18 protein-coding genes and 1 tRNA gene are annotated in these 20,327 nt (G+C 67.8%); 14 read left to right on the top strand and 5 right to left on the bottom strand.

Going from position 1 to position 20,327, the window contains the following annotated elements; genetic code table 11:
• Positions 1 to 19: 19 nt before the first annotated feature.
• Positions 20 to 92, bottom strand: a tRNA-Ala gene (locus AB0395_RS44265).
• Between the two features lie 141 nt (positions 93 to 233).
• Complete coding sequence (locus AB0395_RS44260) at positions 234 to 1,715, bottom strand: von Willebrand factor type A domain-containing protein (RefSeq protein ID WP_366293120.1); 1,482 nt, start codon at positions 1,713 to 1,715, stop codon at positions 234 to 236.
• A 264-nt stretch (positions 1,716 to 1,979) separates the two neighbouring features.
• Between AB0395_RS44260 and AB0395_RS44255 the strand changes: the two genes are divergently transcribed.
• The gene (locus AB0395_RS44255) at positions 1,980 to 3,749 is read left to right on the top strand and encodes an asparagine synthase-related protein (protein WP_366293118.1); all 1,770 of its coding nucleotides are present in this window, start codon (positions 1,980 to 1,982) and stop codon (positions 3,747 to 3,749) included.
• Positions 3,750 to 3,775: 26 nt separating this feature from the next.
• On the opposite strand, the gene AB0395_RS44250 is transcribed toward AB0395_RS44255, so the two are convergent.
• The gene (locus AB0395_RS44250) at positions 3,776 to 4,117 is read right to left on the bottom strand and encodes a YciI family protein (RefSeq protein WP_366293124.1); all 342 of its coding nucleotides are present in this window, start codon (positions 4,115 to 4,117) and stop codon (positions 3,776 to 3,778) included.
• Between the two features lie 231 nt (positions 4,118 to 4,348).
• Between AB0395_RS44250 and AB0395_RS44245 the strand changes: the two genes are divergently transcribed.
• From AB0395_RS44245 to AB0395_RS44230, 4 genes are all read left to right on the top strand, one after another.
• Positions 4,349 to 5,665, top strand: coding sequence for a hypothetical protein (locus AB0395_RS44245; protein WP_366293115.1), 1,317 nt, complete (start codon positions 4,349 to 4,351; stop codon positions 5,663 to 5,665).
• Between the two features lie 236 nt (positions 5,666 to 5,901).
• Positions 5,902 to 7,287 (top strand): selenium-binding protein SBP56-related protein, encoded by a 1,386-nt coding sequence (locus tag AB0395_RS44240; RefSeq protein ID WP_366293113.1) that lies wholly within the window; start codon positions 5,902 to 5,904, stop codon positions 7,285 to 7,287.
• Between the two features lie 184 nt (positions 7,288 to 7,471).
• Positions 7,472 to 8,071: a hypothetical protein gene (locus AB0395_RS44235; protein WP_366293111.1), complete on the top strand. Its 600-nt coding sequence runs from the start codon at positions 7,472 to 7,474 to the stop codon at positions 8,069 to 8,071.
• Between the two features lie 113 nt (positions 8,072 to 8,184).
• Positions 8,185 to 9,003, top strand: coding sequence for a MerR family transcriptional regulator (locus AB0395_RS44230; protein ID WP_366293109.1), 819 nt, complete (start codon positions 8,185 to 8,187; stop codon positions 9,001 to 9,003).
• Between the two features lie 29 nt (positions 9,004 to 9,032).
• Here AB0395_RS44230 and AB0395_RS44225 read toward each other — a convergent pair whose 3' ends face one another.
• Positions 9,033 to 9,959 carry a YegS/Rv2252/BmrU family lipid kinase gene (locus AB0395_RS44225; protein ID WP_366293107.1) on the bottom strand — a complete coding sequence of 309 codons (927 nt, stop codon included), beginning with the start codon at positions 9,957 to 9,959 and terminating at the stop codon, positions 9,033 to 9,035.
• A 208-nt stretch (positions 9,960 to 10,167) separates the two neighbouring features.
• Entirely contained in the window at positions 10,168 to 10,905 is a 738-nt protein-coding gene (locus tag AB0395_RS44220; protein ID WP_366293105.1) for a FadR/GntR family transcriptional regulator, read from the bottom strand.
• 477 nt (positions 10,906 to 11,382) lie between these two features.
• On the opposite strand from AB0395_RS44220, the gene AB0395_RS44215 reads away from it, so the two are divergent.
• The 9 genes from AB0395_RS44215 to AB0395_RS44175 all read left to right on the top strand — a co-directional run.
• A complete protein-coding gene (locus tag AB0395_RS44215) occupies positions 11,383 to 12,621 on the top strand; it encodes a CoA transferase (RefSeq protein ID WP_366293102.1) in 1,239 nt (412 codons plus the stop codon).
• The gene (locus AB0395_RS44210) at positions 12,618 to 13,418 is read left to right on the top strand and encodes an enoyl-CoA hydratase/isomerase family protein (RefSeq protein WP_366293099.1); all 801 of its coding nucleotides are present in this window, start codon (positions 12,618 to 12,620) and stop codon (positions 13,416 to 13,418) included. Before AB0395_RS44215 ends, AB0395_RS44210 begins: the two co-directional genes overlap by 4 nt.
• Positions 13,415 to 14,629 carry an acyl-CoA dehydrogenase family protein gene (locus tag AB0395_RS44205; protein WP_366293096.1) on the top strand — a complete coding sequence of 405 codons (1,215 nt, stop codon included), beginning with the start codon at positions 13,415 to 13,417 and terminating at the stop codon, positions 14,627 to 14,629. Before AB0395_RS44210 ends, AB0395_RS44205 begins: the two co-directional genes overlap by 4 nt.
• Positions 14,626 to 15,387: a glucose 1-dehydrogenase gene (locus AB0395_RS44200; protein ID WP_366293093.1), complete on the top strand. Its 762-nt coding sequence runs from the start codon at positions 14,626 to 14,628 to the stop codon at positions 15,385 to 15,387. The genes AB0395_RS44205 and AB0395_RS44200 overlap by 4 nt, the downstream gene beginning before the upstream one ends.
• Positions 15,388 to 15,410: 23 nt before the next feature.
• Positions 15,411 to 16,283, top strand: coding sequence for a 3-hydroxyacyl-CoA dehydrogenase family protein (locus AB0395_RS44195; RefSeq protein WP_366293090.1), 873 nt, complete (start codon positions 15,411 to 15,413; stop codon positions 16,281 to 16,283).
• A 35-nt stretch (positions 16,284 to 16,318) separates the two neighbouring features.
• Entirely contained in the window at positions 16,319 to 17,170 is an 852-nt protein-coding gene (locus AB0395_RS44190; RefSeq protein WP_366293088.1) for a 3-hydroxyacyl-CoA dehydrogenase family protein, read from the top strand.
• A 1-nt stretch (position 17,171) separates the two neighbouring features.
• Positions 17,172 to 17,948 carry an enoyl-CoA hydratase-related protein gene (locus AB0395_RS44185; protein ID WP_366293086.1) on the top strand — a complete coding sequence of 259 codons (777 nt, stop codon included), beginning with the start codon at positions 17,172 to 17,174 and terminating at the stop codon, positions 17,946 to 17,948.
• On the top strand, positions 17,948 to 18,997 hold the full coding sequence (locus AB0395_RS44180; protein ID WP_366293122.1) for an acyl-CoA dehydrogenase family protein: 1,050 nt from the start codon (positions 17,948 to 17,950) through the stop codon (positions 18,995 to 18,997). Before AB0395_RS44185 ends, AB0395_RS44180 begins: the two co-directional genes overlap by 1 nt.
• Positions 18,969 to 20,327, top strand: a 1,359-nt coding sequence (locus tag AB0395_RS44175) for an AMP-binding protein (protein WP_366293083.1), incomplete at its 3' end; no start/stop codon positions are given. The genes AB0395_RS44180 and AB0395_RS44175, both read left to right, overlap by 29 nt.

Genomic DNA, 20,327 nt, shown 5'->3' with positions numbered 1-20,327 from the left:
TTTGAGAACGACCCTGGAGTGGAGCTATGGGGATTCGAACCCCAGACCTCCTCCATGCCATGGAGGCGCGCTACCAGCTGCGCCATAGCCCCTCAGGTGCTGCGTGATGCCGCCCGGCTCTCGCCCAGCGGCACCACGCCAGTGTATAGGACATCGCGCCCTACTCCGTAATCATCGGGGCGGAGCACGGAGCGGCACCACCGGAACCGGAGGGAGGCGGGGCCGCCCTCCGGTCAGCGGAGCGACAGGGCGCGGGTGATCAGGTCCGCGAGCTCGGTCACCGCGGGGTCCTCCGTCGAGGCCGCCAACCAGGCGGCGTGCTCGGCGAGTTCTCCCACCCCGGTCCCGGCCAGCGTCTCGCCGGTGCGGAGATACTCGGCGAAGGACGCCGCGGCCACGTCCACCTGGAACCTCGGCGACGGCTCGCGCCACGGCGAGGCCGCCAGATCGGCCGACTCCAGGGAACGGGTGACCTCCCCCGGGTCACGGGTGTCCGGGTCCTGCCAGCGCACGGTCGTCGTGGCCAGCTGGCCCGAGGCGCCGTCGCGCAGCCGTACCTCGTAGAGGGCCGTCACCGAGTGGCCAGGCCCGACCTCGCCGCCGTCCTTGCTGTCGTCGCGGAAGTCCTCCGCCGCGATCCGCCGGTTCTCGTAGCCGATCAGGTGATAGGACTCAACGGTCGAGGGGTTGAAAACCACCTGCGCCTTGGCGTCGCGGGCCCGCAGGTCGAGGGTGGTGGCGAGTTGCTCGACGAACACCTTGCGCGCCTCGTCGACCGAGCTGACGTAGACGGCGGCGCCGTCACCGTTGTCCGCGAGCTGCTCCATCAGCTGGTCGCCGTAGTCACGGCCGACACCGACGCACAACAGGGTGATCTGCTTGCCCGCGTTCTCCTCGACCCGCTCCAGGATGCCCTGCCAGCTGGTGTCGCCGTTGTTGGCCAGGCCGTCGGAGAGCAGGATGACCCGGTTGGTCGCCACCGGTCTGAAGGCCTTGGCCGCCTCGGCGTACCCGCTGGTCAGCCCCGCCTCCAGGTTCGTCGAGGCCTGTACGGCGAGCCGCTCGACAGCCGCGTTCAGCTCGTCCTTCTCGGTCGCCGGGGTCATGGACAGGACGACCTCCGCCTGGTCGCTGAAGGCGACGATGGAGATCTGGTCTCCCGATCCGAGCTGGCCGATGAGCTCGTGCAGCGCATCGCGGACCAGGTCGAGCCTGCCCGGCTCGCCCATCGAGCCGGAGACGTCGACCACGAAGGTCAGGTTCGCCGGGCGCCGGGCCTGCGCCTGCGCCGCGCGGGTGCGCAGACCGACCCTGAGCAGCGCGGTGCCGTTGCCCGGCATCCGCGCGCCGTCCATCTGCACGGAGAAACCGTCGCCCTCCGGTTCCCGGTAGTCCTGGCGGAAGGAGTTGACGAACTCCTCCGGCCTGACCCGGTCCCGCTCCGGCAGCCTGCCCTCCTTCAGGACTTGCTTGGCGTAGCCGTAGGACGCGGTGTCCACGTCGAGGGCGAAGGTGGAGATCTGGTCGACCGTGGTGTCCTGTCGCTCGGTCACGCCGGTGTCGTGCTCCCGGGCTGTGGACGGCGCCGCCTGGTCTGTGCCGTTTCTCGGTTCGGTGTTCGTCGCCCTCTCCCCTGAGGAGTTCGACGCGCCGCAAGCGGCCGCGAACATCAGGACAAGGACGGCGAGAACGACGGCGAGCGCGCGCGGTTTCATGTCGCCTCCGGAAATGTCGCCTTCACAGGATGTCTGTCACCTCCTACGACGACCCCGCCTCCGCGCCCGCCGGGAGCTTGATCCAAGCGAGTGCAAACCGTGCCCGGCGCGTGACCGGGTTTTCCGCAGATCGGGACCCTCCCCCGCCCCCTAGGCCGGGATTCGGGGCCGGTCAGGACATGTGCCCGTGCCCATTCATACCGATTACGTTTTCGTAGTTAATCCGCCTTCGTCATGAAAAAGCGCGTCATATGATCCGGGATCATGCGCGTGTATCTCGGACTGGCCGCAAAGCGTCCAGGAGCCGGAATCCCTGAGGCGATACTGAACACCGTACGGGCCGCGATCGACACCGCCTTCCCCGTTCCCCCCGAGGTCATCAGACCCCGCGAGTGGCACAGGCCGGGCATCGCCATGTTCGCCTGGACCAACGAGCCGGACGACTCCCGGCTGCCGCCACTGCTGGCCACCGGCCACGACAGGGTGACCGGGGTGAACGGCAACTTGGCCGTGCCCGGCGAGGTCGACCGGCTGGCGAGCGCCCCCGAACTGAGCGCGGAGACGGTCGGCGGATGCTTCTCGGTGTTCCGCGCGACCAGGACGGAGCTGTCCGCGGCCACCGCGATCCACCGTGTCTGCCCGGTCTACCACGCGGAGACCTCGGACATGTACGTGATCGGCAGCCGGGCGCTGCTGGTCAGCCTCGCCGCCTTCGGCGAGCGGATCGAGTGGGACGTCCTCGCGCTGCAGACGATGATCCGCCAGGGCTACTTCCTGTCCGACGAGACGCCGTACCGGGGGGTGAGCGCGCTGCCACCGTCCTCGACGGTCACCGTCAGGGGCGGCCGCCGTACGGTCACCGAGACCCCGCTGCCGACCGCAGCCCCCGCGCCCGCGACGCGCAAGCAGCGCAAGATCCTCGTCAGGGGCCTGGCGGACGCTTTGCTGGCCACGGTCGAACCACTGCGTGAGACGGGCGAGCCGGTCAATCTCGCGCTGACCGGCGGCCGGGACAGCAGGCTGGCCGCGGCGGTGCTGCACGCGGCCGGGATCCCGCTCCGCGCGACCACGAACGGCCTGGGCGACCATCCCGACGTGATCATCGCTGGGCGGATCGCCAGGGCGCTCGGCATCGAGCACACGGTCATCCCCCCGGCCCGCGCGGAGAGGAAGGACGAGCTTCTGGTCGAGCATCCGCTCGCGCGGACCTACGAGACGTTGCGGACCTGTGAGGGAATGACGTCGGCGTACGAGTCGATTGTCGGCTACCTGCCGTACAACGCCAGGCCGACCATGTCGGGACAGAGCGGGGAGGTCTTGCGGGCGGGCAGCTTCCTGCTCCTCCAGAACGACCTGAGTGCCAAGGCGCTGCGGCGCAGAGTCGACGCCACGTTCCTGCGCGACCCGGCGCTGTTCACCGACGAGGCGAACGAGCACGCGCGCGAGCTGGCTCGCCCCTGGCAGGCACGCGACGGGCTCGAGGCGCTCGACCAAATGTACGTCTCCTACCGGATCGGCCGCTGGCAGGCCGGCTCCAGGGCGGGATCCCTGCGCAGGGGTGACCCGATCTGGCCCTTCCTCGACAACCGGGTGGTGCGTGCCGCGCTGGGCCTCGACCAGGCCTGGCGGCTGTCCGAGGAGGTCATCTACGAACTCACCACCGCCTTCGCCCCGTCACTCCGCGGTATCCCGATCGAGGGCAAGCCGTGGCGGTTCACCGCGGGCAGGCGTTACTACCCCTGGCAGCGTAGGCCGGGGTTCCTGACGGCGCCGAAGACCGGCGGCGGATGGAGTTGGCGCACCAGTCCGGGCGAGACACTGACCGCCGTGCTCCGCGACCATGTCCTCGACCACCTCGACCTGCTGGCCCCGATCGCCGACCCCGGGGAGGTCCGCAGGCTGTTTGCCGAGCCCGTGCTCAAGAAACCCGCCCAGGCCTGGCATCTCTATACCGTGGCCACGATGCTGTCCGGGGCGTACCCGGGTAAGGCACCGGAAGGACTGGACCCGGTCCACGTCCCCATCCCGTCCTGACCCCACGCGCCGCCGTCACTCCACCGTCACGCCTGGTCCATGAGCGGCCGGACCTCGATGCCGGTGTGGCGGGCGTCGGGAATCATGGCGGCCAGCTCGATCGCCCGTCCCACGCTGTCGCAGTCGACCATGTAGTAGCCGCGGAAGAACTCCTTCGACTCCGTGTACGGCCCGTCCGTCGACGCCGGGATTCCGTCGCGCACCCGGACGGTGACGCTGGTCGCCGGGTCGGCCAGCGCCTCGCTGCTGACCATCTCCCCCGACTCCGTGATCGTCTTGACGAAGATGTCGTGGCCTTCGAGAACCTCGTCGCGCTCTTGTTCGGACAGGGTGTCCCAGGTGGTGGAGTTCATGTAGATCACCATCATGTACTTCACTGCCGCGCTCCTCGGGTCCACGACGCCCGCCGGGGGCGTCCTCCACTCATAAATGCGGAGCGGGTTGCGGCTTCTCTCCATCCGGCGGGGAAGAACTCCACGCCTCCGGCCGCCCCGGTGACAGGCCCGGTGGCGACCGGTGAGTGCCGCCCTCGGCGTCCGCCGGGCCTCGCACTACTCTCTTGACGATCTATATAAGGGGGTTGATGGGCTTTGTCCATTATGAGTCGACGGCGGGCGCTCGTCACGATGACCGGATCGGTCTTCCTGCTCGCGGGATGCTCCTCGCAGCCGCAGGCGGGGGCTCAGCGGGGTGTCCAGGGGGACATGACCGTGGGCGAGATGGAGAAGCAGGTCAAGGCGCTGATCGCCCGGCGCAACGCCGCGCTGGCCTCGGGGGACGAGAAGGCCTGGCTCCAGGGCCTGGACACGGGCAACACCGCGCTGATCAAGCACGAGCGGATGTTCTTCGCCAACCTGCGCGGGTTCGACTTCCAGAAGCTCGAGTTCGTCTACCGCAACGGGCCGCTGATCGCCGAGCCCCTGAAGTACACCAAGACGCTGCCGGACAAGACGAACGGGTTCATCGTGCGGCTGCTGACCCAGCTCCGCGACGTGGACAGCGCGGTCAGCGCGACCGAGTACATCTACCTGTTCGCCCAGATGGACGGGGCCTTCACCCTGGTCGACTTCGGGCCTCGCACCGAGGACGACGACCTCGTCCACGACAACCCGTGGGACCTGACCCCGCTCAAGGTCAGGCGCGCCGGGGACGTGGTGCTCGTCACAGACGGCTCCGTCGGGGACTTCGAACGCTACGTCGGGGTGGCCGCCAGGGCGAGCCGTGCCGTACGGAAGGACTGGGGGGACACTCCGGCGCCGGACGCCTTCGCCCTCTTCCTCACGACCAGGGCGGCCAGCTACCGACGGTGGTTCGGCGTGGACACGCCCGCCTGGTCGGAGGGGGTGGAGATCCCGCTGCTCGGGGTGGAGTACTCGGAGAAGTACGCCGGGTCGCGGATCGTGGTCAACCTCAGCTCCCCGCTCACCCGGGGGGACCCGTACGAGGTCATGAAGCACGAGATCACTCACGCCATCTCCAACGGGGTGCAGAAGGTGGACAACGCCTACGGCCTGTCCGTGCCGCGCTGGGCGGTCGAGGGGTTCGCCCGGTACATCGAGACGAGGGAGTCGGCCCAGTCGCGAGCGCTGAACCAGCGAGTCATCCGCGACGGCCTGGCCAGGGGGCTGTTCCTCGACGACCTGCCCGACAACAAGAAGTTCTACGAGGAGAAGTACCGGGGCTTCAACTACTCGCTCGGCTGGTCGGTCTTCCAGTTCATCGCCCAGGCCAGGAGCCACGAGACGGCGATGAAGGTCTATCTCGCGATCGCGGGCAAGGGCCAGTTCGACAACGACCAGGGCGTCGACGCCCTCTTCGGCACCCTCTACGACCTCGGCCTGCAGAAGGATGCCTTCGTCTCCAAGGAGAACTCCCGCTTCTATCAGGAGTGGACCTCCTACCTGCGCTCCCTCTGACCTCGCGCGTGCTCGCGGGTGCTGGACGGAACGGACTCCGGGCGGCTCGCGGGCACGGAGCGGGACGGAAGCGGAGGCCGGAAAACGGGGGCGGGGTGGCCTTTCCAGGTCGCCCCGCGCCTTCCGGCGACCCTGCTCTCCACCGGTGTCGGACCGGCTACGTAAAATCACCCCTAGACAGCGGAGAGTTTTCCCACAACATTAGTGGGATATTGATCTCGGCCTAGGAGTCCACCGTGGCACTCATCCAGCCCGATCCCACCTTCTATCCGTCAGCCCGCGACGCCATGCGGGCTCCGCGGGAAGAGCTCGCCTATGTCGCCCTGCTCGATGCCGCAGGGCAGGGGCGGCCAGACGGGCTCGCCACGATCGATCTGTCCGATGGGTCGATCGTCGACATCGCGGACATGCCCTTCGCGGGTGACGAGCTGCACCACTTCGGGTGGAACGTCTGCAGCGCCGCCCTGTGCCCGTACGCGCCTCACCCGCATGTCGAGCGGCGCTACCTGGTCCTTCCCGGACTGCGCTCCAGCAGGATCTACGTGTTCGACGTCAAGGACGACCCGCGGCGGCCCAGGCTCGTCAAGACGATCGAGCCGGAGGCCGTCTTCGAGAAGACCGGCTACAGCCGCCCGCACACCGTCCACTGCGGCACCGACGCAATCTACGTCAGCGCGCTCGGCAACGTGGACGGCGACGCGCCCGGCGGGGTTTTCACCCTCGACCACGACACCTTCGAGCCCAAGGGGCGTTGGGAGGCCGACCGGGGCCCGCAGGAGCTGCACTACGACTTCTGGTGGCACCTCGGCCACGACACAATGATCACCAGCGAGTGGGGCACCCCCAACCAGATCGAGGCGGGGCCCTCGCTGGACCTGCTGGTCGGCAGGCAGTACGGCCACAAGCTGCACGTCTGGGACCTGACGAAGCGCAGGCACCTGCAGGAGATCGACCTGGGCGACCAGCACCAGATGGCCCTGGAGCTGCGCCCCGCCCACGACCCGAGCAAGACCTACGGGTTCGTCAACACGGTCATCAACGTTGAGGACCTGTCGGCCGGCATCTTCACCTGGTATCAGGAGGACGGTGTCTGGAAGGCGGTCAAGACCATCACCATCCCCGCCGAGCCCGCGGACCCCGACCTGCTGCCCGAGCCGCTCAAGCAGTTTGGGGCGGTCCCGCCGCTGGTCACCGACATCTCGCTGACCCTCGATGACCGCATCCTGCTGGTCTCCTGCTGGGGCACGGGCGAGCTGAAGGCCTACGACGTCTCCGACCCGTTCTCCCCCCGCGAGACCGGTTCGGTGCGGATCGGCGGCATCGCCGGGCGTGGCTCCCATCCCGCCGCCCCCGATCGGGCGCTGAACGGCGGCCCGCAGATGGTCGAGGCCAGCAGGGACGGACGGCGGGTCTACTTCACCAACTCGCTCTACCGCTCCTGGGATGACGTCTTCTACCCTGACGGCGTCTCCAGCTGGCTGGCCAAGGTGGACATCGCCGACGACGGCTCGATCTCGCTCGATCCGGCCTTCTTCATCGACTTCGCCGCAGACGGCCGCCGTGCCCACCAGATCAGGCTGCAGGGCGGAGACTCCTCCTCCGACTCCTTCTGCTTCCCCTGACGTCCCCGGACGTCCCCGGACGTCCCCGCGGGGCGTCGCGAACCCGCGGAACCAGAACCAGAACCAGAGGAAAGGAGTTCACCGTCCTTGATGGACGTCATCCCCATCCGGCCGGGAGACCGGAGCAGCCCGGTAGGCTCCCGGTGACAGACGACCACCCCCCGCCCAGGACGGGACGTGCCGGATGGATCTGACGTCCGCGCTGATCCTGGCCGGTCTCGGCGCCTTCCACGGCCTGAACCCGGCGATGGGCTGGCTGTTCGCCGTCGCCCTCGGCCTGCAGGAGCGCTCCCGCGCGGCGGTGCTGCGGGCCCTGCCGCCCATCGTGCTCGGCCACGCGGGCTCGGTGCTGGTCACGCTCGCGCTGGTGTCCGCGGCCCGCCTGGCCGCCCCGCCCAAGGTCATCTCCTTGGGGGTTGCGGCCCTGGTGTGCGGGTTCGGGGTCTGGCGGATCGTACGGCGGCGCCACCCCCGCTGGGTGGGCATGAAGGTGACCCGATGGCAGCTGGCCGGATGGTCGTTCCTGATGGCCACCGCGCACGGCGCGGGCCTGATGGTGCTCCCGATCACCCTGCGCGGCGGCCACGGCGCCGCCACGCTGGCCTCACAGAGCCTGCTCGCGACGGCGATCCACACCCTGGCCATGTTCTCGACCATCACGATCCTGGCCGTGCTCGTCTACGAGCGGCTGGGCGTCGCGGTGCTGCGCAAGGCGTGGTTCAACCTCGACTTCGCCTGGGCGGTCGCCCTCATCGGCGCGGGGGCCTTCGCCGCCTTCAGCTGACTCGCGGGAGACAGGCCGCCCGGCCATCCTGGGAACGAGGCCGTCACCCGCCGGATCCGGCGAGGCGCCCGTTTGACCCTGACACCGTGTGAGCCCGTACACCTGGAAGCATCATGTTCAGCATTGGAGACTTCGCCCAGCTCGGCCGCGTTTCGGTACGCATGCTGCGCCACTACGACACGCTCGGGCTGCTGCCGCCCGCGCACGTCGACCCGGCCACCGGCTACCGCTTCTACCAGGCGGCCCAGCTCTCACGGCTCAACCGCGTCATCGCGCTGAAGGACCTCGGCCTCACCCTGCAGCAGGTGCGGTCGATCCTCGACGAGAAGGTGACCGTGGCCGAGCTGCACGGGATGGTACGGCTGCGCCGCGCCGAGCTGGAAGAGCGGATCACCGCGGACAACGCGCGGCTGCTCCGGATCGAGGCGAGGCTCAGGGCGATCGAAAGGGGAGAGCACATGAGCGTCGAAGAGGTCATCGTCAAACGCGTCGCGCCGGTCAGGCTGGCCGAGCTGAGCGCCATCGCGGCGAGCTACGAGAGCGAGCAGATCGGCCCCGTCATCCAGCCCCTGTACGGCGAGCTGTTCCCCAGGCTCGAAAGGGCCGGGGTGACCCCTTCGGGGTACGGCATCGCCCACTACGAACCGGGGGCGGACGGCACGGTGATCGTCCACGCAGGCGTCGAGGTGACGGCGCAGGCGTCGGAGGCGTACGACTTCGAGATCGTGGACCTGCCCGCGATCGAGACGGCCGCCACGATCATCCATCGGGGGGCGATGGACGGGGTCGAATCGACCTACCAGGCGCTGGCGCACTGGATCGAGGAGCACGGTTACCGCAGTCTCGGGCTGGCCAGGGAGATCACCCTCGAATGCCCGGCCGACCCCGGCGGGTGGGTTACCGAGCTCCAGCTCGCCGTCACGACCGGGTAGCCGCGAGGCGGTCGGCGGCGCCCGGCGAGCTAGGCGGAAAGCCGCTCGCCGGGCGCCTCCCGGGCGGGAACGCGGACGACGATCCCCCCGGGCACGACCTTCGCCCTGAGCTCGGTGACGGTGTCCTTGGCACCCCCGTCCAGCTCGTAGGTCATGGGGGCACCGAGCTTGACGCCGACCTTGCGTGCCCGGGTCATCCGGACGAAGGGAGACTCCTCCGACCGCCCCGCGCTCATCCGGCCGAGCACGCGGGCCCACTGGATGGGCCCCTTCGCCGTGGTCACACCGATCTCCAGCCAGCCGTCGTCGGGACACGCGTCGTCGAAGGCCTCGATGCCGCCGGTGATGGTCCCGACGTTACCGAGCAGCAGGCAGCTCGCCTCCCCCTCGAACCACGTCACCCCGTCGATCTTGACCTTCATCGGGACGAGCTCCCCGCGGACGTGCCGCAGGCCGGTCCAGACATAGGCGGCCCTGCCCAGCCTGTCCTTCAGCCCCCGGTCGGCATCCTTGATCATCTCCGCGTCGAAGCCGACTCCGGCCATGACGGCGAAGTGCTCGCCGTTGACCTTGCCCAGATCGAGCCTCCTGCTCTCCCCGTGAAAGGCGATCCGCACGGCCTCGGGAAGGTCCTCGGGAATGCCGAGGTTGCGGGCGAAGAGGTTGGCCGTCCCGGCGGGGATGATCCCCATGGTCACGCCCGAGCCCGCGAGCGCGTCGACGCACCGCTGCACCATGCCGTCCCCGCCCCACACCAGGACCAGCTCGGCGCCCTCCTTGAGCGCCTTACGGGCCTGTTTCGGGGCTTTCTTGCTCTTGGGGACCTCGTACCAGAGCAGCTTGCCGACCCCCTCGTCCGCGAGGAGCCTGCGCAGCTCGTCCAGCCCGCCGCCGAGCGACTTCCTGCGGTGGGCGACCACCGCGACCGTACCGACCCCGTCCCTGCGCCGCAGCATGAGAAACCCTCCGTAGGACGCCTTGGATGCCCGCCAACGGCTGCCCTCCGATCGTGGCCGCAAACGTCGGGCCCGTTCCTGACCGGTCCTCGACCAGCACCCCGCCGCTTCGCCCCCTCCCAATGGCCCGCGAGAGCCTGCTGCCGGGGTCCGCGTCCGCCGGCGGGATGGCCCTGCCTCTTGCGGGCTTCTCCGATCTTGATGGTTGTCACTCGCGGGAGCCGATGTGCTCCTGGAGATACGTCAGATGGGTCACGATCGCCGCCTCGGCGGCCTGGGGGTCCCGACTTTCGATCGCCTTCAGAATCGCCACGTGCTGTTTGACGGTCTCCCGGCCGACCTCCTTGGAGAGGTCCAGGTAGTGGACGGGTTCCGTCGTCTGATGGAGAGCCGCGACCAAGCCGGCGAGTGCTCGGTTTCCAGACGCGCGCGCGATCGTGGTGTGGAACTGCCGATCAAGTCGTGGGATCTCCGGGTCGTCGACCGACGCGGACTTCTGGCGTTCGACGATCTCCGTCAGTTCGATGAGTTCGTCCTCGGATCGATGCTCGGCAGCGAGGCGTACAGAGGGGATCTCGAGGTAGCGACGAACATCCGCCACCTCTTCGAATCGGATGCTGCCGAGTGCGAGCAGATTGTTGACCGCGTCCGTCATGACGTCGCCGAGTGATTGGTAGTCAACCGACTGAACGAAGTTGCCTCCCCGCGCGCCCGGAACCTTGGTGATCAGGCGCTGGGAGGTCAGTACTCGAAGAGCCTCGCGAAGAGTCGTTCTGCTGACGTTGAACTGTCGAGCCAGCTCCGCTTCCGGGGGAAGCACCTCGCCGACACCGAGCTCTCCGGAGAGGATCGCGGCTCGAATGGTCTCCTCGACCTGTTGGCGTGGCCGCATGACAGCGCGGCCGATTACCTTACGGGCGTCCGTGTTGTCATCTGATCTTGTCATGCTCGTCCTTCGAATCGTCTCGCAGCACGGCGGCGGCGTCCCCGGAAATCCCCTAGACAGATCAGAGTACTAAGGTCCGACATTGCATGTTCACCGAACCTTGATGGGACCTTGCTCGAGTCAGTCGCCGGCCAGGCCGGGCGGGCCCGCGAGCGAACACGCAGACAAGCCAAGATCCCGGGTCAGGAGATCGTATTCCAGGCGCGCCGCTCGATCGGTCGTGACCGCCCGAGCCGCGTTCGATCGGAACTTCTCGGCCAGGTCGCCGGATGCCAAGGTGCCGGTCGCCGGGGCGAAGGAGGACTCACGATCGCGTGGCAGCCCGCGCCGTCGAGCCGTGACCGATCACAGCGCCGCCTCATGCATAAAAGCCGACATTAGAGGAATCATCCTGGTAGAGGCGCCCGCAAACACCGCAAAGCCCACCCAGCCCAGGCTCTGGTTGACAGCAAGATGAATGTCCGACATTATTCTCTCATGCTGGAGATGGAAAGACGTCCCCAACCCTCAGGCCCCCTGACGGGGACCGTGGTCGCAGACATGACGACTTCCTACGCCGGCCCCACGGCTTCCATGTACCTCGCGGACCTGGGGGCGACGGTGATCAAAATCGAACGGCCTCGAACCGGCGATGACGCACGAACATGGGGGCCGCCGTTCTTCCGTGAGACATCCGCGTGGTTCGCATCCGCGAATCGCAACAAGCACTCTCTGGCGCTCGACCTGCGCTCGGAGGAAGGGCACGAGGTGCTGATGCGGCTCCTCGACCGAGCCGACGTCTTCCTCCTGAACACGAATCCGTCGAAGCTCTCCCGGCTTCGTATCGACCACGAGACCGTTCGGGCGCGCAACCCCCGTCTCATCTACTGCGCGATGAGCGGGTTCGGTCTCTCCGGACCCGCCAGGGACCTGCCCGGCTACGACCTCGTGGCCCAGGCGCGCTCCGGGCTGATGTCGGTCACGGGAGAGAAGGGCGGCAGGCCGCAAAGAGTGTCGACGGCCTTGTCGGACATCACGACCGGAATGTGTGCTGCGATCGCGATCAATGCCGCGCTGGTACGGCAGGCGGTATCAGGGGTGGGCGAAGTGATCGAAGTGTCGCTCCTCGACTCCGCTCTCGCTCTGATGGCGCCCCGGATCGCAGCGTTCCAGGCAGGCGAACCCGAGCCGAGTCCCAGTGGCGGCACCGATTCGGTGCTCTCGGTCTATCAGTCGTTCGAGACGGCGGATCGGACGATCGTCGTTGCGATCGGGAACAATGACATGTGGCTGCGTTTCTGTGGGGTTGTCGGTCTTCCAGACCTCGCCGCCGACCCGGCGCTCGCGGACAACGCAGGACGGCGGTTGCACCGGTCCCGGCTCATCACGCACATTGCGAATCGACTCGTGACCCGAACGGCCTCGGAGTGGCTTGACCGGTTTGCCCGCGCGGGCGTTCCGGCGTCACTGGTGCAGACGCTGTCGGAGGTCGTCACCGATCCGCAGGTCGTCGCGCGCGACGCGATACTCCCGGTGCCCGGGACCGACGACGCGCTCGTGAGCGTCCGCAGTCCGTTCAGGCTGCACTCGATCACCGAGGTTCGCAACGAACGGTTTCCCGACCTGGGAGCCGACACGAGCTCGGTCATGCTGGCTCTCGGCTACTCCCACGACGAAATCGCGAGTTTGTCGGATTCGGGGGCGGTCGGAGTCTGCGAGGAAGGTGCACGGCAGTGACATCGTCATCCCCTCTTCTGGTCGATGCATCCGGGCCGGTGCTTGTCGCAACGATCAACCGGCCCGAATCGCACAACGCACTGAACTCGGAGGTCCTTGAACAGATCCAGGACGTGGTCCACGATGCCGAGCGTGACGGCGGCGTACGTGCCGTCGTCGTGACCGGCTCCGGGGACAGGGCGTTCAGTGCTGGCGCCGACCTGCGAGAACTGGCAGGCATGACGCCCGATGAGGCGTACGCCGTCATCGCCCGTGGGCAAGCCGCGATGCGCACCATCGAGCGTGCGACCATTCCCGTCATCACCGCGGTGAACGGCCTGGCGTTGGGGGGTGGCATGGAGCTTGCCCTGGCGGCGACGTTTCCCGTGCTGTCGGAACGGGCGACGCTCGCGTTGCCCGAGTCCGGGCTCGGGCTGATCCCCGGATACGGCGGCACTCAACGTCTGCCCAGGGCGATCGGCGAACGAGTCGCCGCCTATCTCATGCTGACGGGCTCGCGCATCGGAGCCCTCCGAGCGTACGAACTGGGCATGACTCCGGTTCCGCCGGTCGCCCCGGAGCTGTTGCTTGCCTCGGCGATCGAGATCGCCGGCCAGATCGCCGCCAAGGGCCCGGCCGCCACCCGTTCGATCCTGCGTGCGATCGAGTTCGGCCGCGACGCGACCCTGGACTCGGGGCTCGAGCTCGAGGCCGGCCTCGCCGCGCTGGCGATCGCCGGAACAGAGTCAGACGAAGGCATCGACGCCTATCTGGGGCGCCGCACCCCCAATTTCGGCGGAACGGACGGTGCGCTGTGAACGCCTCGACGCGACTCGACCCTGAGCAGTACCTGCGATTCCAGTCAGCCCTGGACGAGCCGGCGGCGGATGGCGCGCTCACCGATCGTGAGAGGCGCGTACGTCGAGCCACGCGCGAGATCGTCGCCAGCGAGATCGCGCCGAAGTCCGCGGACCTGGACATAACCCATGCCTTCCCGCACGAAGGTGTGCAAGCACTGTCGAAGGCCGGGCTCGGTGGTCTGCTGTTCCCCGTCGATCTCGGTGGCAGTGGCGACTCGAACGTCGCCTATGCACTGACCGTCGAGGAAGTGGCGGCCGGCTGCGCCGCAACGAGCCTGGTGTTCATGACTCAGATGCACACCGCGTACCCGATCCTGCTGGCCGGTTCAGCCGAACAGCGGCGTCGCTACATCCCGGGGCTGCTGAGCGGCGACGTTTACGGTTCGCTCGCGATCACGGAGCCGGAAGCCGGCAGCGACGTCTCAAGCTTGAGGACGCTGGCAACGGCGACGCCGTCCGGGTGGGAACTGACCGGCCAGAAGACCTTCATCACGACAGGTGATCGCGCCGGAGTCATCGTCTGCTTCGCCACGATCGACCGCTCGCGTGGGCGCGATGCCGTCACGGCGTTCATCGTCGAAGGATCGTGGCGGGGAGTGAGCAAGGGCAGGCCGTTCGACAAGATGGGCATGCACGCATCGTCGACGGCGGAGCTCTTCTTTGACCGGGTCGACGTCCCCCGCGAGAACCTGCTCGGCGAGGAGGGCCGCGGCTGGGACATCGTCATGCGAGCTGTCGTCAAGTCACGCATCAGTGCGGCGGCGCAAGGGGTCGGGCTCGCGAGAGCCGCCTACGGGCGCGCTCTGACGGCCCTGCGGGACCTGTACGGATCCCGGATCCCGGACGAGGAGACGTTTGCCCTCGCGGACCTGCGAGGACGGATCCTTCAGGGCCGGCTCTTGCTTCATGCAGTCGCCCGCCAGGTCGACGACGATCCGAACGTGACCCCGGCGCACATCGGGCTGATGAAGCAGCAGTGCACCGATCTCGGATTCCAGGCGGCGGTCGAAGCAGTTCGAATCCTGGGTCCGCACGGTGACCTCGTGGGCCTTGGGGTCGAGCGATGTCTGCGCGACGCCAAGGTCACGCAGATCTACGACGGTACGAACGAGATCCAGCGCCTGCTGATCGGCCGAGAGACAAACCGGGCGTTGAAGGAGCTGACGTGAGCTCGGATCGGCCGCTTGAGGGCAAGGTCGCCATCGTCACCGGCGCGGGGCGCGGGCTGGGACGGGCGATGGCTCACGCGCTCGCGGCGGCGGGAGCCGCGTGCACGGTCGCCGCGCGAACGGCGTCGGAGCTCGATGTCCTCGTCGCAGAGATCTCATCGCTCGGCGGAACCGCGCTGGCGTGTCCCACGGACATCACCGACGAGACCGCGGTCGAGCGCTTGGTCGCCACGACCCTCGCCGAGTTCGGGCGGGTCGACATCCTGGTGAACAACTCAGGCATCGTGGCGTCGACCCCCCTGGTCGACCAGTCCGCGGAGGAGTGGGACCGCGTCATCGCGACCAATCTTCGCGGCCCGTTCCTGGCGACCCGGGCCGTCGGCCGGCACATGCAGGCCCAGCGGTCGGGCAAGGTCATCAACATCGCGTCGAACTTCGCGCTCCAAGGAGTCGCCAACCACGCGGCGTACTCGTCGTCGAAGGCCGGCCTCATCGCCTTCACCCGCTCCCTGGCGATCGAGTGGGCCCGACACAACATCCAGGTCAACGCGATCGCACCCGGCTACTTCGCGACACCTCTCAACGCCGACCTCCGCGCGGACCCCGATGCGCTGGCCAAGGTCGAGCGTGCCATCCCGGCCCGCCGGATGGGCGTGCCGAGCGAGCTGGAGCCGTGGCTGCTGCTCCTGGCCGGCGACGCCTCGAACTTCATGACCGGTGAGGTCATCGTGATCGATGGAGGACAGAGCGTCAGATGAGACCAGCGGAGATGAGGAACGGCATGGAGAACCGAACCGTCGCCGTGCTCGGCGCAGGAACGATGGGGGCGGGGATCGCCACCGTGATGGCGAGGGCCGGTCATCACGTGATCCTGTTCGACGTCAGTGAGGACAACCTCAGACGTGGCATCGACACCGTCCACGGTTTCTTCGATGTCTCCGTCCAGAAGGGCAAGCTCACCGACGAACAAGGCCGGGTCGCGAAGTCGGCACTTCACGGATCGACCAGCCTGGCCGATCTCGCCCACTGCGACGTGGTCGTCGAGGCCGTCTACGAGGACCTTCGCCTCAAGAAGGACATCTTCGCCCAGCTCGACGACATCGTGAGTGAGAGCACGCTCTTCCACACGAACACATCCACCCTGTCGGTCACGGGCATCGCATCCGGGTCGCGTCGTCCGGAACGGGTCGTCGGAACGCACTACTGCAACCCCGCGCCCCTGATGAAGCTCGTCGAGGTCGCCGACGGCAGGCACACCGCGACGTGGGCACACGATGCGACGATCCGGTTCCTGGCTTCACTCGGCAAGACGAGCGTCGTGACCAAAGACCGGCCGGGATTCATCGTGAATCGGTTCCTGATCCCCTGGGAAAACTCCTGCATCCGCGCGCTTGAGGCCGGCCTCGGCACTCGCGACTCCATCGACGCTGCGGTGCTGGGGGCTCTGGGGCACCCCATGGGGCCCTTCCGACTGCTCGACATCGTCGGGATGGACATTCACCAGCAGGTCGCGACCCGACTCTACGAGCAGCTGCGTGACCCTCGGTTCTTCCCCCCGCCGATGGTCGAACGCATGGTCGCCGCAGGCGACCTGGGCCGCAAGACCGGCCGTGGCTTCTACGAGTACGACGACAACCGCCTCTTCGGATCGTGAGAGAGACGAGTATGAGGGACATCCAGAGCATCGGCGTGATCGGTCTCGGCACCATGGGAGCCGGCATCGCTCAGGTATTCGCAGAGTCCGGTATGACGGTCGTCGCGGTGGAAACCAGTCCTGAGACCCTCGCTCGCGGACTGGAGAGCATCAACGCGCTCCTGAGCGGGGCGATCGCTCGTGGCAGGCAGACCGAGGCGGGTAAGGAGGCCGTGCTCGGGCGCATCCAGGGCGTCATCGACGTAGCGGCCTTGCACGGGGTCGATGCCGTACTCGAAGCCCTGCCGGAGGACATCGCGATCAAGAGGGCGGTCCTCAGCGAGGTCGCGCAGGTCGTGGGACCACAGACGCCGATTCTCACGAACACCTCGGTGCTCTCGGTGGCTCGGATCGCTTCCCTGATACCGAATCCGGCGCGCGTCGCCGGCCTGCACTTCTTCAACCCGGCGCCCGTGGTGAGAACGGTGGAGATCGTCTCCTCCATCGACACGGATCCGGCGCTGGTCGAGCGGTTGGTCGACCTCGTCGAATCCCTCGACAAGGTGGCGGTCCAGGTGAAGGACCGGCCGGGATTCCTGATCAACGCACTGCTGTTTCCGTATCTGAACGACGTCATCCAGGAACTCGACGACGGGCTTGCCACCGCTGAGGACATCGACGTCGCGCTCAAGCTGGGCCTTGGCTACCGCACCGGGCCACTCGAGATGCTTGACCTGATCGGACTCGACACACATCTCCAGGCGACCGAGGCGATCTACCAGGCGACCGGAGACGCCCGGTACGCCCCGCCCCCTCTCCTGCGCCAGATGGTGACCTCGGGTCGACTCGGCGACAAGACGGGCAGTGGCTTCCGGACAGCAGGCGAACTTTCAACGGAAGGCAGCTGAGATGCAGTACGACGACATCCTCGTCGAATCGAACGATGCGGTCGTGGTCATCACGATCAATCGACCCGAGACCGGCAACAAGTTCCGCCACAAGACTTGCCTGGAGCTGTTCGACGCCCTGCAGCGGTTTCGCCTGGACCCTTCGATTCGGGCGGCGGTCATCACCGGTGCAGGTGACAAGTTCTTCTGCATCGGCGGTGAGCATGACCACGCGACATCGCTCGACCAATCTCAGGTCCTTCCGATTGTCGACGTCTATCAAGCCATCGACACGATTCCCAAGCCGGTCATTGCCGCGGTCAACGGCTACGCGGTCGGAGGCGGCAACGTCCTGCACACCGTGTGTGACCTGACCATCGCCGCTGAGACGGCCGTGTTCCGGCAGGTCGGTCCGATGGTCGGCAGCTTCGACGCCGGCTACGGCAGCTGGTACCTGGAAGACACCATAGGACGCAAGCGTGCCAAGGAGATGTGGTTCTTGAACCGCAAGTACAGCGCCGCCGACGCGCTCGCACGAGGACTCGTGAACGAAGTGGTCCCGGCGGGTGAAGCACTCGGTCGCGCGATCGAGGTCGCGCAGGAGATCGCCGAACGAAGCCCGTTGGCGATCGCCGGGATGAAGGGTGCCTTCTCAGCCCGGCACAACGGGGTTGCCGGACAGGCGCGGATGGCCCATGACCAGCAGCTGACCCTGTACCTGCAGACCAGGGAGGCTCACGAGGTGAATGCGGCGTTCAACGAGCGTCGCACGCCCGACACGGAAAGCTTCTGGTCGTGATGTGGCTCGGCCCTGCGCTCGACACCGATCAGCAGGCCATCGCCGAAATGATCGAAGCCGTCGTCACGAGCAAAAGTCACGCCCTGGGCAGCGCCGAGGACGACGTACGACCGAAGATCGACACACTCGCGGAGCTCGGGCTCTGGACGGTCGGTGCGAGTGAATCGGTGGGCGGCGGCGGCGCCGATGCCCTGACCACAGCCGTTGTCCTGGTGTGCCTGGGTCGGCACTGGCCCTCGCTCGGCTGGGCGTCGGTCCAGGCACAGATCGCGGCCGAGATCCTTGGCCACGACGGCAGGTTCGGCGACCTGGTCGCGGGCGTGAACGCGGGCTCCGATGCGGTTGCGGTGGTCGACTCGGCGGCAGCGCACGTTCATCTGGAGATCGACGGCACCGATTGCAGCGGCGTCGTGGACCGCGTCGATGCCGCAGGTGCCCGGCCCAGCCTCCTGGTGCTGCACGGACCTGATCGCGCGATTCTGGTGCGCGACGACTCAATCTTGTCCCGCCCGGTCCGGTGCACCGGTTTCGCCGGAGCCGAGACACGTGCCTTGCAGGTCACCGCTTCCGGGTCTGCGGTCGAGATCACCGACATCGACGCCGATCGGTTTCGCGCACGCCTGCTCGCCGGAGCCGCAGCGCTCGCCTCGGGTATCGCGACGGCCGCGGCCGCGGCGGCTTCCGCCTACTGCGACAGCCGCGAGCAGTTCGGGGGGCCACTCAGTGACCTGGCGACGATGCGGGCGTCCCTGACGTCGCAGCGGCTGGATGCGCAGGCCGCAACACATGCTGTCGTCTCGCTCCTCGAGGGCGACCTGGGCGCGGCCACCGCCGTGACGAGGAGCGCCTGCGAGGCTGCCGTCCGGGTCGGCGCAGCCGCCCTCCAGGCCCTGGGGGGATACGGGTACCTCACCGAGTACCTCGTCGAACAGCACCTTCGTGACGCGATCTCCCTCCAGGCCGTCGCTGACGTCCACGGCATGACGTCGCGCCTCAGGGAGCCCGCCAACACCCCGGCCCGTGGAGGGAGCACCGTTCGCCATGTCTAGGACACCTCAGCGATCACGCCTCATGCAGGCGCTTCGCGGGCAGTACACCCCGATCGACGACGCCACCGTGGATCTGTGGCGTGAACATGGATGGTGGGCAGGACAGAGCATTCGGTCGATGCTGTCCGCCACGGCCGCACGCCATCCGGACCGCGTGGCGCTGATCGGCCAGCGCCCGGATCAGCCGCGCGTCGTCCGCACGTACGCCGAGTTCGACGCGAACGCCCATCACGCGGCCAACGTGCTCGCGGCGCTGGGGGTCGGTCCTGGCGATGTGGTCGTGGTGATGTTGCCGAACTGCGTCGAGTACCCGGAGATCGTCTTCGGGATCCACGAGATCGGCGCGCTCTACGTCGGCGTACCCGTCGCCTACGGGGAGATGCAGCTTGCCGCGATCGTCCGACGCAGCAGGCCCAAGGTCATGGCCGTCACCCGTCGCTGGCGCAACACCGAGAACCTCGAGATCGCCCGGCGCGTCATGGACTCCAGCGACTCGTTGCAGCACCTGGTGGTGCTCGACGACGACGGATCGGGGCTTCGCGCGGACGAATCACTCTGGTCCGACCATGGCGGCGTGTCCGCGCACTCCTTGGCAGAGCCCGACCCGCTCGAACTCTGCTACCTGGGCTTCACGTCGGGAACGACCGGTGAGCCGAAGGGCGCGATGCACAATCACGAGACGATCCTCTACGCGGTGCGGGCGCAGGCTCTGCACGTCGGCGGCGGCCAGGCCTTCGGTGAGCCGATGATCCAGCTCGTGGCGTCTCCGCTGGGCCATCACACCGGGTACGCCTGGGGCATCCTGTTCACCGTGTCCCTCGCCGGCACCGCGGTTCATGTCGATCGGTGGGAACCCGCCTGGGGTGTCGAGATCATTCGAGAGGAAGGCGTGACGACCTTCTTCGGCGCGCCGACGTTCTTGCAGGACATGATGCGAACGGACCTCGCCACCGGCACGGCGAACACGTTGAGGCTTCTGGTCATCGCGGGCGCCCCGGTTCCGCGGGCGCTTCCCGCGACGGCATCCGCGGCGCTCGACGCCTATGTGTCGCCTGCCTGGGGGATGACCGAGTGCAGCATCCTGACCTCATGCACACCGTTGGCGAGCGACGAGATCATCGCCACCGATGGATCGCCGTTCGACGGCTCGAAGGTCAAGATCGTCGATGGTCGTGGGCAGGCGGTCGGTCCCGGGGAGGTCGGTGACCTGATCATGTCCGGGCCCGGCGTCACGCTCGGATACTTCGACTCGCGGGCGGCGACGAATGAGGCGTACGTCGATCGCGTGTGGTTCCGGACCGGTGATCGTGCCGGCGTCGACGAACGTGGC

This window comes from Streptosporangium sp. NPDC051023, assembly GCF_040689595.1.
Taxonomy (GTDB): Bacteria; Actinomycetota; Actinomycetes; order Streptosporangiales; family Streptosporangiaceae; genus Streptosporangium.
Note: the sequence above shows the minus strand (reverse complement) of the source record. Positions and strands in the feature narration are given on the sequence as shown.